At 32.4% G+C, this 15176-nt stretch carries 11 protein-coding genes and 1 pseudogene; 9 read left to right on the plus strand and 3 right to left on the minus strand.

Features of this window, described 5'->3' with window-relative positions; genetic code table 11:
* Positions 1 to 40: 40 nt before the first annotated feature.
* Positions 41 to 1489 carry an O-antigen ligase family protein gene (locus COO03_RS00075; RefSeq protein WP_097894450.1) on the minus strand — a complete coding sequence of 483 codons (1449 nt, stop codon included), beginning with the start codon at positions 1487 to 1489 and terminating at the stop codon, positions 41 to 43.
* A gap of 658 nt (positions 1490 to 2147) precedes the next feature.
* Between COO03_RS00075 and COO03_RS00080 the strand changes: the two genes are divergently transcribed.
* The 3 genes and pseudogenes from COO03_RS00080 (at position 2148) to COO03_RS28235 (ending at position 4222) form a co-directional block, all read left to right on the plus strand.
* Entirely contained in the window at positions 2148 to 2780 is a 633-nt protein-coding gene (locus COO03_RS00080; RefSeq protein ID WP_097894451.1) for a trimeric intracellular cation channel family protein, read from the plus strand.
* Positions 2781 to 3004: 224 nt separating this feature from the next.
* Positions 3005 to 3466 (plus strand): annotated as a pseudogene (locus COO03_RS28230) (protoglobin family protein); the annotation flags it as partial.
* 54 nt (positions 3467 to 3520) lie between these two features.
* A complete protein-coding gene (locus COO03_RS28235) occupies positions 3521 to 4222 on the plus strand; it encodes a methyl-accepting chemotaxis protein (RefSeq protein ID WP_440201427.1) in 702 nt (233 codons plus the stop codon).
* Between the two features lie 127 nt (positions 4223 to 4349).
* Here COO03_RS28235 and COO03_RS00090 read toward each other — a convergent pair whose 3' ends face one another.
* Positions 4350 to 5663 (minus strand): glycosyltransferase family 39 protein, encoded by a 1314-nt coding sequence (locus COO03_RS00090; protein ID WP_097894453.1) that lies wholly within the window; start codon positions 5661 to 5663, stop codon positions 4350 to 4352.
* Between the two features lie 469 nt (positions 5664 to 6132).
* On the opposite strand from COO03_RS00090, the gene COO03_RS00100 reads away from it, so the two are divergent.
* The 3 genes from COO03_RS00100 (at position 6133) to COO03_RS00110 (ending at position 7948) form a co-directional block, all read left to right on the plus strand.
* Positions 6133 to 6645 carry an acyl-CoA thioesterase gene (locus COO03_RS00100; protein ID WP_097894455.1) on the plus strand — a complete coding sequence of 171 codons (513 nt, stop codon included), beginning with the start codon at positions 6133 to 6135 and terminating at the stop codon, positions 6643 to 6645.
* 223 nt (positions 6646 to 6868) lie between these two features.
* On the plus strand, positions 6869 to 7597 hold the full coding sequence (locus COO03_RS00105) for a glycosyltransferase family 2 protein (RefSeq protein WP_097894456.1): 729 nt from the start codon (positions 6869 to 6871) through the stop codon (positions 7595 to 7597).
* Positions 7598 to 7603: 6 nt separating this feature from the next.
* Complete coding sequence (locus tag COO03_RS00110; RefSeq protein ID WP_097894457.1) at positions 7604 to 7948, plus strand: DUF2304 domain-containing protein; 345 nt, start codon at positions 7604 to 7606, stop codon at positions 7946 to 7948.
* A gap of 81 nt (positions 7949 to 8029) precedes the next feature.
* Here COO03_RS00110 and COO03_RS00115 read toward each other — a convergent pair whose 3' ends face one another.
* The gene (locus COO03_RS00115) at positions 8030 to 9322 is read right to left on the minus strand and encodes a glycosyltransferase family 39 protein (protein WP_097894458.1); all 1293 of its coding nucleotides are present in this window, start codon (positions 9320 to 9322) and stop codon (positions 8030 to 8032) included.
* A 261-nt stretch (positions 9323 to 9583) separates the two neighbouring features.
* Between COO03_RS00115 and COO03_RS00120 the strand changes: the two genes are divergently transcribed.
* The 3 genes from COO03_RS00120 (at position 9584) to COO03_RS00130 (ending at position 15117) form a co-directional block, all read left to right on the plus strand.
* On the plus strand, positions 9584 to 10564 hold the full coding sequence (locus COO03_RS00120; RefSeq protein ID WP_097894459.1) for a glycosyltransferase family 2 protein: 981 nt from the start codon (positions 9584 to 9586) through the stop codon (positions 10562 to 10564).
* 93 nt (positions 10565 to 10657) lie between these two features.
* On the plus strand, positions 10658 to 12079 hold the full coding sequence (locus COO03_RS00125; RefSeq protein WP_097894460.1) for an oligosaccharide flippase family protein: 1422 nt from the start codon (positions 10658 to 10660) through the stop codon (positions 12077 to 12079).
* Between the two features lie 356 nt (positions 12080 to 12435).
* Positions 12436 to 15117 carry a YfhO family protein gene (locus tag COO03_RS00130; RefSeq protein ID WP_097894461.1) on the plus strand — a complete coding sequence of 894 codons (2682 nt, stop codon included), beginning with the start codon at positions 12436 to 12438 and terminating at the stop codon, positions 15115 to 15117.
* The last annotated feature ends 59 nt before the right edge of the window (positions 15118 to 15176 follow it).

The following is a 15176-nucleotide window of genomic DNA, read 5'->3' on the forward strand; positions in this document are numbered from 1 at the left end:
TAAAAAATAAAAGCTAACAAAAGTTAGCTTTTATTTTTAATCATTCAATTTCTAGATCTACAATTAGATAAGCTAACACCACTATAAAGTAAATTCCAACCCCTGGTGCTGTTAAAATATGTCCTGCAGTATATGCAATGCCTAATGCTAAAGCTAGGCTCGCCGCAAGCATTCCATATTTTATATTAAATATGTCTTTAAATCTTGTAATAAATGCTAGTAAAATCTTTAAGCCATAATAGATGAACGGAATCATCATCAATATAAAGCCGATAATTCCAAAATCATAAAACCAATCATGGAAGTCCATTTCAATTAGCTTTGGATCTGGCTGTTTTTGTGCATTGTATTTATAGTTACCCGCATAACCCATTCCTAACAGTTTTTGTGACATTGGCGCTTCTTTAAAGAACTGCTTATGTCTTTCTGCATATACTTGACGTCCACTGAATATAAGATTTTCTTGATTTTCTTTCTTTTGCTCTTTCTCAAGTTCTTTCTTAACCTCAGCTTCAATTTTTGCCTTTTCTTCTGGCTTTCCTTTTTTATGTTGTTGCTCTTCTTTTAACTTTTCTTTAATTTCTTTTTCTTTTTGTTGTTGCTGTGCTGCATTTTGCTCAGCTAAATAACCAGTATGAATACCCATATTTTGCGCCAATGGTGTCTTTTTAAACGTCCCAACAACACCAGCTAATAGGATGATGGCAATTACTCCGTTAAGCAAAAGAACCTTCTTGTTCGGATTTCTTCTATCAAATAATAATTGAAGTAGAATAATAACAATTGCCACACCTAAAGTTGCACCAATTGAGCCCATTCCTACTTTCGTACCAACTTGAATTAAAGAATAAATCATTAACAAAGATGGAATCCAGTATAAAATGCTAGTAATACCTTTTGTTTTCTGAATAGAGTATAGTACTACAATCGGGAAGATAATAGCTAAAATTGATCCTAACTCATTCCCAGCATAGAACCAACCACGAGAACCGACCTTCATCCATTGGTAACTACCAAGGTCTGTAGATGTTGCAATAGAAACAACCATAACAATATTAATAATTAATGAAGAATACACAATACTGTTTCTAACTTTATCACCAATATTTGTCATCTTCTTTAATGATTTTAAAGCTAAAATGTATGAACCCAACATAATATATATATACACTGCTTTTCCAAAGAATTTAACTTCTTCACCCATTATAATTGGACTCTTGTTAAGTTTATTATTAATAAATCCAAGACATAGTACTACTCCTAGTACTACTAGATAAATCAAAAACTTTCTATTTTCTTTTTCCCTTGCTTGTAACAAGATATAAACACCACAGATTGCCATAACAAGAAATCTTACCATTATTCCAAATGTCGCATTTATTTTTAATACCATAATACTAAGCGACGTTAATAAATCTAAAACAGGCTGTAAAATAATAAAAAAGAGCAAAAATTGCTCAAACCTAATCCTAGCTTGATTTGCCAACATTCTTAGACCTCCATAAAAATCATTACATTATCATGTAAACATTGTTTATATCATTTAAAATACACCTAGCAATTATAACATAACTCATATTTAATTTGAGAAATATTTTTATACAAGCATGAATCACAGAGTTTTCTCCAAATATGATAAAGATATTATCTCCTTACGTTCATTAAATTGTGAGATGAGATTACTACTACCCTCAAACCTCAGGATAAATCCCCAATTTTAACCATAATATAAAGTGAAACTTTAATCAGTGGGAGTTTTCTTCATCCCCACTGATTATTAGTTGANNACGGGCAGTTTATCTCCCACCTTACTTCTTTGCTTTCGCCGAATTTTGAAGTGAGAGTATTACTGCCCGTTAATGCGGGATAAACTTACATACCTTTAAAACCTATTTATTTACATTTTCCAAATCAACATTCCCCAATAAAACAAAACTTTAATCCTCAAGGGTGAAATTTCGCAGGATAAACATGGACTTTCTTATTAAAATAACTCTTTGTGTCTAGAGCTTATTTTCCACATTTTCAAACGCTTTCTTCATGTATTTCTTTCATTTTTTTACATGTAACGAAAAGTAATTGTTATTTCCAAAACTTTAGTGTATATTTTTTCTCTGGAACATCTTTAGGAGGAAAGGAATAGAGCCATGTTATTAATCGAAATATTTACGTTTATTGGCCTTGTCGCCGCTGCCATTTCTGGTACATTAGTTGGTTTAAAGAAAGATCTAGATTTGTTTGGTGTCCTTTGTTTAGCTGTAGCTACTGCACTCGGTGGCGGAATTATTCGAGATATTATGATTGGTAACCTACCTCCCGTTGCATTTGTACAACCGATTTACTTCTTTGTCAGTGTATTATCAGCACTATTTACTTGTATGTTTTTTGAGCGCATTAATAAACTTCAAGTTGTTATTATGCTTTCTGACGCTGTTGGTTTAGGCGTTTTCACCGCTGTCGGTGCAAATGCAGCAATGTCACATCACATCAACGCCTCATTTGTAGTTGTTTCGATGGGTGTTATTACAGGTATTGGCGGAGGGATTCTGCGTGATATTTGCGCACAAGATATTCCCTATGTATTCCGCAAAGAAATTTATGCAATTGCTTCTATTCTTGGTGCAATTAGCTTCCTGATTACATATGAAATGGGAGCACACGTATTAGCTTTCTATATTTGTTTATTTGTAACATTCACTATACGTGTAGTCACTGTTATATATAATGTACATTTCCCAGTTTTCTTTAAAACTCATGCCAAAATAGATAAGGGACAATAAGAGGATTCCAAATGGAGTTCTCTTTTTTTATGTTTTACAACATGTATATAGGGATAATTATATAGAGTAATTTTACATAAATAGGTATAATTAAGGAAGAACTACAATTGAAAACGCTTTATATAACAGGGGGAAGAATAATGTTTGGGGCTTTCAAAAAAAAGAACGATAACATGAACACAAGTATCATTGAACTGAGTAAAACACAGCAAATAACATTCAATATGCCTACTAATTCTGAATTAAAAGCACAAATGGACATGCTTCATATTACAAAAGAAGATTTAAAAATCGTGAAAGTATTACAACCCTTCATTTACGAACAACTAGACTGGATTACAGAAAAATTTTATACCAATATTACAAAGCAACCGAACTTAATCGAAATTATTGAACGTTATAGTTCAGTAACTAAATTAAAACAAACCTTAAAACAACATATTAAGGAACTATTTAATGGTGATATTGATCAAGACTTTATTGAACGGCGTGTTCAAATTGCAAGAAGACACGTTAAAATTGGCTTACACAGAAAATGGTATACAGCCGCTTATCAAGAATTATTCCGTTCCATTCTCAAGATTTTAAAAACAAGAATTTCTACAATGGACGACTTTTCTTATTCTGTAAACGTGATAAATAAATTATTCACACTTGAACAAGAGCTTGTTATTACCGCCTATGAGTCCGAATACGAAAGAATTCAAAAAGAACATGAAAAAGAAAAAGAAATCACAGCAATGACAATTACACATATTGCAACAGAGCTCGCAGCTGTTTCTGAAAAAACGAGCGCTTCCATTCAGCAATTAACAACTCAATCAGAAAATATTGTTGCAATTGCAAAAACAGGTACATCATTAGCCACAACATCAGAAGAAAAAGCGAATAAAGGAAAAGAGCAACTAGATATTCAGAATAAGCGAATGGAAAGCATTCAATCTAATATGGAGACAATTATTGAGGATACCCGAGAACTTCTTGATATCTCAAAAAAAATTAATGAAATTATTGATATCGTGAAATCAATTGCTGAACAAACAAACTTGCTTGCATTAAATGCGGCCATTGAATCTGCACGCGCTGGGGAATTTGGTAAAGGTTTTGCCGTTGTTGCTGGAGAAATTCGGAAGTTATCTGAACAAACAAAGGAATCTATCTCAAACGTCACAAAACTTGTCGGGAAAACAAACGAACAAATTATACATGTTTCTTCATCTGTGGAACAAATTAGTTCTCTTGTATCTGATGGAACAGACAGCATGCATGAGACAGATCTATATTTCCAAGAAATCGTTAAAGATATGTCTAATTCAAAAGAACAAAACAAAAAAATTGAAAATGAACTAGAAGTCATATCTCAAGTTGTGAAGAGCATCCAAGACGATTCTTCTCAAATGGCTTTAACAGCTGATAGTTTACAAACCGAATTAAGCAGGTAAAATGCAACTTTAATCAGACGGGCACTTTATCCCCATTCTAACTTCCTTGCACCCGCTTGAATTTTAAAGCGAAAGTATTACTGTCCATGAATCATGGAAAAAATAAAAGAATCCTGAACGGATTCTTTTATTTTTTGAAAAAGATTTTTTGACAATAAAAATAGCTCATGTAAACACCAAAGCTTTGTAAAATAAACAAACTTGGTATTGTTAGGTTACTGTATGCAATACTTGTATTACAAAGTTCCATTCCAATATATCCTATAATAAGTAGTACAAAGAACATATACTCTTCACTCTGTTGTTTCTTAATAAGAAGATGGAAAAGTGCGATCGACATAAATAAGGTTACAGCTATGTATATAAGCTTTTCGCCTTTGAAAAGTATAGAATTCATTCCTTCACTTGATAATTGATCTATACTCGGCTTAAGAAAAGCAAATCGCTCTGCCTCCATCTCGTTTAACTTTTGATCTATATGTTCTTTCATATTTTGATTTTGAACTTTTTCCTGGTTATTACTTTGTTCTCCAATTAGAACGGATTGTACGTACGCCTGGTTAGAGATGGTATATTGCGACATTCCCATTGCTTTGATTCCATAATTCACACCAAAGTGAGTTGCATAAAATATAACAAGTAACCCCATCATTTTTAAAAATACACTTTGCTTTGTTGCACTTTGGAATATTGCTATCAGCAACACATATACAATTATGAAAATGGGTAAAAACAAACCTACAGGATAAATCATATTACTAAAAGCAAACAAAATCGCAGAAAATACCCACATATAAGAATGATTTAGCCCTTTATGTAAGAGTATGTAGCACGCAAAGTAAAATGAAAATATTGCCAGCGGTTCTGCCGTTAGTAACGAGCATAAAAGAATGTTTGGAATATATAAGGCATAAAATACCGAAGCAATACGTCCACACTCTTCCTGAAATATAATGGCAGCTATTCGATAAATGAAAAATGACGTTCCTGCACAAAATAAAATATTACATAGTTGTAAAATAAATATTGTATCGCCAAATACACGAATTAATAAGGACTGATAAATAATAAAAGGCAACTGCGTAACAGCATCTATATTATTCCCAAGCGCAACTTGCTTTGCAGACTCATACATAGATCTCATATCACCTACAAGTGGAGTATCTACAAACAGAACGACACCAAGTCTAACAAGGATAGATACGCTAATAAGGAAAATGAGAAATTGTTTATCTGTAAAACGATATTGTAAAATAGACGCAATCAGTAATAGAAGTATGACGAAAATTGCTAATACAATTGTTAAACTCGTTGTACTTCCCCCAAAAAATTGCTTCCCTGCTTCAAAGGCCGTCCAACAAGAATAGCCGAAAAACACAAGGAGTATTCCAATAATCATTTTACTAAAAAAAGATGAAAAACCCGTTTGTATGTGATTCATATGTTCATTGCACCTCTATTTCCATTTACCCCGCATTAACTAGCAGTAACACTCCCACCTCAAAATTCAACAAAAGCAAAGAAGTTAGTGAGAGATGAACTACTAGTAAAAGCACGATTGGTGAGAGCTAATAATCAGTGTGGGCTACAGCCCACACTGATTAAAGTTTCTCTTTATGACACAACGATTCTATCACGAATAGGCGCATGGCTGATAGGGAATTTATATGACAAATGTATAGTCATTATTTTTCACTTGCAATGTAAGCGAAATCTCTTTTACACTACAATTTAGACAAAATAAAGTTTCTTTCAGTTACATGCATACGAATACAAATATATTTATGCACCTTCCCTAACATATTTTGCTCGTCTAAACATCAAGTAAAATTCAATAGGAACTACCCTTCCTTTTATATCATTAAAAACATGTCATCCTGATTGAAAACGTAAAATAGGAGTTGATTATATTGGAAAAAAAATTTATGAGAGAATCAAAAGCAATTAAAACCACACGTGTTTTTCCAAATGACTTAAACAATCACGAAACATTATTTGGCGGAAAATTATTAGCAGAAATTGATAGTATTGCTTCTATTGCAGCAGCTAGACATAGCCGTGAACATTGCGTAACAGCATCTATTGATTCTGTGGATTTTTTAAATCCAATTCATCAAGCTGATTCTGTTTGTTACGAAGCATTTGTGTGCTATACGGGCAGATCATCTATGGAAGTATTCGTGAAAGTCGTTGCAGAAAATTTACTATCAGGAGAGCGTCGCATTGCTGCTACTTGCTTCATTACATTTGTTGCATTAAAAGATGGAAAACCTTCTTCTGTTCCACAAGTGCTACCAGAAACTGAAGAAGAGCATTGGTTATATACGACTGGATCGGAACGTGCAGAAAATCGAAAAAGAGGTCGTTTGAAAAGCAAAGAAATGGCATCGGTATTAACCTTAAATAAGCCATGGAATATGTAATACACTTCTGTGCATGCAAAGATTCTCATCCTTCTTTGCATGTATCTTTTTCCACTGTTAAAAGGATGGTAATTTCTCTACAAACTTTTTTCACCCCCTTCTAAATTTACAAAATAACCCACCAGCTTGTTCTTTATTTTGTTATACTATTAATGGTATATTAGATAAAGTGTTTTTACTATGACTATAAAGATTGATTAAATACATAAGGGATGGTGCGATAATGTCTGTTGAAGTACCAATTTCAATACCAAAAACTTTAATTATTATTCCCGCTTATAACGAGGAAGAAGCAATTGCTGATACATTAACTAGATTATTAGAATTAAAACAACACTTTACACAACTTAGTATTTGTGTCATTAATGATGGCTCAAAAGATAAAACGCCTAAAATCGTAAAGGATTTCCCTGTTCATCTTGTAAACTTACCATATAACCTAGGTATTGGATCTGCTGTACAAACCGGTTATAAATATGCTTATGAAAACGGATACGACATTGCGATTCAGTTCGATGCTGACGGACAACATAATCCGGATGATTTATACAAAATCATACAACCTATCGCTGAAGATCAATGCGATATGGTATTAGGCTCCCGTTTCACAGAAAAAACAGCATATAAAGGTAGTATTTCGCGAAGAATTGGCATTTTCTATTTCACTGCTTTATTAAAATTATTAACAAGCCAAACATTTATGGACCCAACGTCCGGATACCGTGCTATCAATCGCGAAGTAATTAAGATTTTTGCACATAATTATCCAAAAGACTATCCAGAACCAGAAGTTCTCATCCATTTAAAAAAGAAAAAGCTTCGTATTAACGAAATATCTGTAAATATGCAAGAGAGACAAGGCGGACAATCTTCTATCACACCGCTTAAATCTGCATATTACATGATTAAAGTAAGTCTAGCTATATTAATGCAAAAAATCGTGAAAGGTTGATAATGAATGCCTGTAATTACCTTTTCATTTATCTTTATTCTATTATTATTTTTTCTAATTATTAATTCCATTCGCCGTGGAGCTTTAGAAACAAAATATGCTATTCTATGGATTTTTGTTTGTATCTCAATGGCTATTTTAAGTTCTACCGATAAGATCATAAATTGGATTGGTAAACTGTTGAAAGTAGAATATCCACCATCCGTTTTATTCTTATTTGGACTTTTATTCTGCTTCATCTTAATTTTTGATTTAACACGAAAGATTTCTAAGCTTCATCATCAACTTGTTACATTAACGCAAGATTATGCACTATTAAAACAAAAATTAAAAGTAAAGGATGAAGAGTAACATCCATTTTACTTTTAACAAATTTAATATAATAGAAAAAGCGCCTTGATTTTCCGCGAAGGAATCAAGGCACTTCTTCTATTAGCCTTTCAAAACTATCTCTTTTTTAAACAAGAGTTTACTTACTTTCATTACAGTTGCCACAATCCCTGCCCCTATCATTATAAATAACATTGGCATCAATGGTAACGTATAACGCTCATATGCAAAGTATAAACAATTAAAGTAAGTTTGGAATAAAACAATCATCCATAAGAATGAATACTCTCTCCATCTTCTCCAGAACAAAGTAAATGCCAGTATGGAGCAAACTATGAAGCCAGTCTTGATTAGTTCATAAATATTCTTCATATCCTCTCCGGATATATTAAAAATACTTATTGAAGTGCCTGGATAATAGAATGCCTTTTCCCAGAAAATTTGTGGCTTTAAAACTAAATAACTTTTTATCATTGAGCGTTTATCTGTATGCCACCATTCCTTAATACGGTCCATCGCTATTTCTTGTTGCTTTTCCATCAATTCATGTGCTTCTATATTTGGATACTTCGCATGAATCTCTGCATCAATTTCCTCCATGCTCTTTCCACCTGGATATCCTTCCCCTTGATATGTACCAAGTAATAACGGATTCCCTGCACCTGCTGTAAGTGGAATAAACTTGTGAAATTGAATATAATTACGTGCCCACCAAGGCCCAAGCACAACAAATAATAGCATTACACTAATAAGGGCCTGTTTTATCATAAGGCGGAATGGATAGCGTTTCATTAAAAGATATACAAATAGAAGAATTGGATATAAAGCGATTTGTACTCTGAAATATAACGTTACAAAGTAGAATAATAAAACAATATAGAAATCTTTCATTGAATGGGTATCTGCTAATTTTAAACTCCAGTATAACAATCCAAGTGAAAGAAATAAAAATGGACTTTCAGTTAATGTTAAATTCTCCACTACCACTTCGGGAGGGTATAACGCTAATAGCAATGCAGCAATTAACCCCACTGCTGGATTTAAAATATATGTACCAATCTTATAAGCCATATAGATACTTAAGATACCAAAAGCTATCATGACTAATTTTGCACATAAAACACCTAAGCTACCGTGTCCAAATATAAAGAATATACCCGCTAACAAAAATACTTGTCCCGGCATAATATGGATAGTTGGTTTTGTCGGATCATGATAAGTTAACATACCCGTTTCTAATAGATTAACTGCATTTTTTTGATACATTAAATCATCACTACCAAGTGTTAAATCCACACCATATGTATTTAAGGTCATTAGCCGAAATACTAGACCGATAACTAAGATGATGCTCAATAAAATCCATTTATACATTTGAATATACTTATGTGACATTTCAGGCTTTCCTCCCTTTTTATATAATCTATTTATTGTTAGATTTATTATTTTGGTTGGAAATATTTACATATATCTTCTTATTATAACCTATTTTATTATATAACTTCCATATTTTTTCATGAGAAGAATTATGATAGAAAGTTGATTTACAAAGTTTATATGCGGTAAACTTATACAGATGTTCTTGTAATCGTCGTCCTTTAAAAAAGGCTTGTATATATGATACAAAACATAAAAAACTAGAGGAGATAAAATTCTATGATGGACCAAAAACAACTCGTTTCTGTTGTTATCCCGTTGTATAATGCGGAGAAATATATTGAGGAAACGATGCAATCGATATTAGATCAAACATATAAAAACATTGAAATTGTAATTGTAGATGATGGAAGTAAAGATCAATCACCTTTTATTGTAAAAGAACTTCAGAAAAAATATCCGGAGCAAGTGAAATACGTTCATCAGAAAAATCAAGGTGTATCTGTTGCTCGTAATACAGGAATTGAACACGCTAATGGTGAGTATGTTGCCTTTCTTGATAGTGATGATTTATGGCATCCAAGCAAAATAGAAAAACAAGTTGAAAGCATGCATAAAAACAGTATGAATGCTTGTTACTGTGGCTATATGAACTTCTACGAAGAAAATGGAGAAAAAGTTGAGCATACAACAAACTTTATTAAAGGCGATATGACAAAGGCTTTCTTAACACATCAAGTTGTTGCGCAAACAAGCACATGGATTTTTAAACGCTCTATTGTCATGGACCATGATATTCGCTTTACACCTGGTTGCAGTTGGGGAGAAGACTTAGAATTCTTATTTAAACTGATGAGTGTAACACAAGTATGCTACGTAGATGAATACTTAACATATTATCGAATCTTATCAGAAGGAAATCTTTCTTCTAAATATAAAGATTATGAATTAAAAACAACAAAGGAATTAGAAGTATTCCATCGGATGAAAGACTGGGTTCATCAGAAATCTCAAAATTTGATAACAACAGATTCTGAAGAGCTTATCCAAATTCTTGAGACCTATCTATTTCCATATACAGTAATTAATAATGCCTGTATCTATATTAAAGAGAATTCAAAATTAGACAAATCACAGATTAACTTAATTAAAAAAGATTTAAAGACATATTGCCGTAAGATTTATTCTAAAAACGGAAAACGAAGCAAAAAATTATATGCAATGCTTTGGTTCGTTCGAATTAAATTTATGTTTTCTTAAACAAAAAATATGATTCTAAACATTCTTTTTTGTAAATAAATCGCTCTTACAAATAGGACGAGCTATGTCCTGAAGAATAGAAAGGTATTTTCGATGAAAACAAATAAAATCCTTAAAAACGCTTCCTATCTCTTTGTAGGAAATATTATCGTTAAATTTGTACTCGCTATTGCTACGATTCTCTTTGCGAGATATGTTTCGCCAACAGATTATGGTATGTTTACAACCGCATTAGCTGTTTCAGCTGTTATCTGTTATTTTACAGATGCAGGTTTAACACATACCTTTATGCGCGAAGGAACGAAACAAGGTGCTAGTATTAGCGAATTAATAAGTAGCTATTTACGCGTCCGTTTAGTATTAGCTGTCGTGATTTCTGTACTCTTTGCTATTTTTGCACAGTTTTTCTATACCGATGCTTATTTACGTGCAATGGTATATTGGGTCGTGTTACCAACAATGTTCGGAGCAACTTTACAAGGCGTCGGAATGGCTTACTTCCAAGTAACAGAACGTATGCAATTCTCTGCTATCATCTCTGTATTACAAGGTTTAACAGCTGCCGCCGCTCTTTTACTAGGAATGTCCTTTAAATGGTCACTTATGATGGTTGCAGCCATGTATGGGATATCCAGCCTTGTAACAGGACTTATCGCATTTATAATGGTAATCCGCTATACAACCATTCATAAAGGTTGGGATAGAGGGATTTTAGATCAATTACTTGTTTTCACAATCAATGGAATCATCATTATGCTCTTACCGCAATTAGGTCCAATTATATTAGAGAAGGTTTCAACATTAAAGCAAGTTGGATTCTTTGGAGCTGCATCGAAAATCCCAGCAGTACTTTATCAAATACCTGGTGTAATTGCAGCTGCCTTTTACCCAAAACTATTCGCTTTTGGAAATGAAAAAAATATTGATGAGCATAGAAAATTATCACATTTTGAATTAAAGCTTATGTCTTTCTTAGGAATGGGAATTTCTATTCCATTTATCGCTGATCCAAGCTTTTGGATTGTTACTTTATTAGGAGAAAAATATGCACCAGCAGGTAATGCTCTTGCTATTTTAGCCTTTATGGTTATTTTGCAATCCATCAACTATCCACTTGCTGACAATTTAACAACGATTGGCCAACAGTGGAAACGTACGACAACAATGACAATTGGTTTAGTTGTTGCCGTAATCAGCTATATCGTATTAGGTAGCAAATTCGGAATGATGGGTGCTGCTGTTGCTGCCGTCCTTACAGAAGTTACTTTATTATTAGGGTTTACTTTATTTGTTCATAAAGGATTCCAACTATTATTTAAAGGGATTATATTTAATACCATAGCATTTGTAATTAGTTACGGTATTTATCGTACGGTATTAATCAGCCTACCACCACTAGTTGCTTTAACGCTCACGGGTATATTATACGGTATTATTGGTCTCGCAATCGATCCGCAAATACGTGGATTAATTTTAGGATTTGTAAATAAAAAGTTAGCTAGTAAAAAAGCTTAAGCTTCAAGTTCTTTTTCGCATTCATTACTGTGAAAAAGAACTTGGAGCTTTTTTATAACTTGTAATTCATTTCGCTATTTACGGCTCAAATTGCAGCAACAAAAAAATACGCGTAAGATAAGCTATCCGTAAAAGTTCTTTTACCTTCTAAGCTAAATTGACTTACTTTTTTGGAATGATTATACTGAGAGACGAGCAATCCATGTAAACCAATGATTGTAAAATATATACGATAAAGGGGAAAATGTATTTTTTTATATCTAAAACTAAAAAACACACCTTTTCATCAACGGTATGCTTTTACATAATTTGTATAGGATACGCAACTACTTATTTAGAGGAGGTTTACGAATTTCATGGATTTAGAGCACAATAATAAGACCTTTTTCAACAGAAGCACTCTTATTATCGTTCCATTATTACTATTATGTGCTTTTGTTTTTCATTACTTCTTTTTAACATCAGATCAAATATTCTCTAGTTCAGGGGATGCATTATCCCAATTTGGTTTTTTTACTTTTCTCCTGCAACATGCATTTAAAGATGGGAATTTCTTTTGGTCTTGGGACTATGGATTAGGCGGAGATTTATTCGGTGAATTCAGCTATTACTATAGTACGGCCCCATTCTTTTGGATTACATTACTTCTCCCAAAATTAAATATTGAACAAATTTATGATTTGAAATTATACATGAGTATTTTAAAAAGCTTTTTGGCAATGCTCTTTATGTATGGCTCTTTGCGTTATCACAATAAAACAGTATTTTCATCTTTTATTGCTGCTGTTATATACGGCGGCTGTATTACTTTTATTCGTCACTCTCTGCTTTGGGATTTCATGGCAGATGCTATCGTTTTTCTACCATTAGTAATCTGGGGGCTCGATAGATATATTCTAGAAAGAAAAAAAGGGCTTTTCTTATTTGCTACTGCTTTCATGCTAGCATCAAACTTTTACTTTGCTTTTATAACAAGTATTTTCATTTATATGTATGCATTTTTTCAATACTTTGCTACACAGCAAAATAAAACTATAGTATCTTTTCTGACTTATTATATTAAGATTGCCTTTTTATACGGATTATCGCTTGGTCTAGCAGCTGTTTGCTTCCTTCCGTCTGTAAATGCTGTATTTAGTGCCGATAGGTTATCAAAGAAATTTGATATTCCTTTATTCTTTGAAGATACATTTTATAAAAATTTAATGGAAAGTATTTTCTTCATAAATAATGCGGAATACTATCAACTAGCTTTTCCTGTCTTGATTTTATTCTTAATTGGGGTCGGACTATTTATACGTGATAAATTAGTATTGAATAAGGTATTATTTACATTCTTTATGCTTGTCCTTTACATGCTCCCGTATACATATTCTGTATTTAATGGCTTTTCCGCCATGCAATATCGCTGGTTTTATTTATTTGCGTTTGTGGTTGCCCAAGCAGTTGCATACATTTTAGATTGGATGTTCCTTCATAAAAAAGAGAACAAAATTACATATGTAATAAGCACGATATTAGCTACTGGCTTATTCATCTATGCATTCAGCAGAAAAGTAAACATAAACGAGCAACCTTTGAACGAAGTTGACAACATGTTGATAAGTGTCATCTTAATTTCTATTCTTACAATATGTCTATGGCGCTATTTATCTAAAATTTTCATACAGTTTTTAATTGTGATAAATGTCCTTGTTAATATAATCTTCATCAATTACATGTATGCTGAAGATGTACTTAGCAAAGCTTTTGGACAGCGAAATGTTACAAAGGAATCCCTACATGCATCTGGATATGATAATAAAGATGAAATTGCTGCTATTCGTTATATACAAGATCATGATAAAGACTTTTATCGCATTATTAACCCAAATAGCATTCGTAATACACCGATGCTTCAGGGATATCATGGTACAAGTGCCTATCATAGCTTAATTAATTTTAATGTTCATGACTTTATGAAAAATAAATATAATGTCTTTCAAGGAATCGATACGCCTTCTATGTTCTTCCAATTAGATCATCGACTATTTCTTGAAAACATGTTAGGTGTAAAATATTACGTATTAAGTGTAGATACTGATCAGACAAACATTCCTTATGGCTATAAACTATTAAAACAAGTAGGTCCTTATAATATTTACAAAAACGAATATGCGTTACCACTAGGATATGTATACCAATCATGTATAAGTGATGAGGAGTTTTCTAAATTAAACTTTTCTCAAAGGGATCAGCTATTATTAGATGCTGTAGTCGTTGATAATATTAAGGATTTTTCATTAACTCACTTTGATACAAAAACACTTGATTCTAAACCGGTACCTATTAAAAGAGAGCAAATGAAGTTCGAAAATATCGAAAAAAATAACAATATGCTTACTGTTCATGACGATGGACGTATAATAGTACCTATTGATCCTCCTAATATTCCAGGAGACTTGATTGTGGAATTAAAAATTAAAAATAAAGGTTCCTTCCATGCCACTGTTAATGGAAAAGATATGTATAAAGGAACTGACACTGGTATATATTCATATCCATTGGAAAGATTCGTTTACAATTTAGGGAAAAATGATTACCCTAACGAATTAACTATTTCTATTCGTGATGCAATTCCTGGACCAGGTGAATATGAGTTAAAAGACTTACAAGCAAACATTGTGAATTATGAAAATATCCAAGAAAAGACAAAAAAATTAACTGAAAATAGACTCCAAAATATTTCTTATAAGAATAACTATTTAAAAGGTGAAGTTAACTCGAACAAAGATGGATTACTATACCTATCAGTACCATATAGTAAAGGCTGGACTATAAAGGTAGATGGGAAAGAGACAGAGTTTACTAAGGCAAACTCTGCATTTATCGGTGTTCCAATTCAAAAAGGGGCTCATGTAATTGAAATGAATTATGTCACACCTTACTTCAAATTGGGTATGGTTATATCTATCATTTCATTAATCATCTGCCTAACTTTACTATTTTCCGAAAATAAAAATAGAGATACAAGACTTATGTTTTTTCAGAAAAAATAAACGCGCATGAAACAAATTTATGTTCTCCCTTTATCTAATCATAAGGCAGAACCTAATAT

The organism is Bacillus sp. AFS098217 (assembly GCF_002551815.1).
Lineage (GTDB): Bacteria > Bacillota > Bacilli > Bacillales > Bacillaceae_G > Bacillus_A.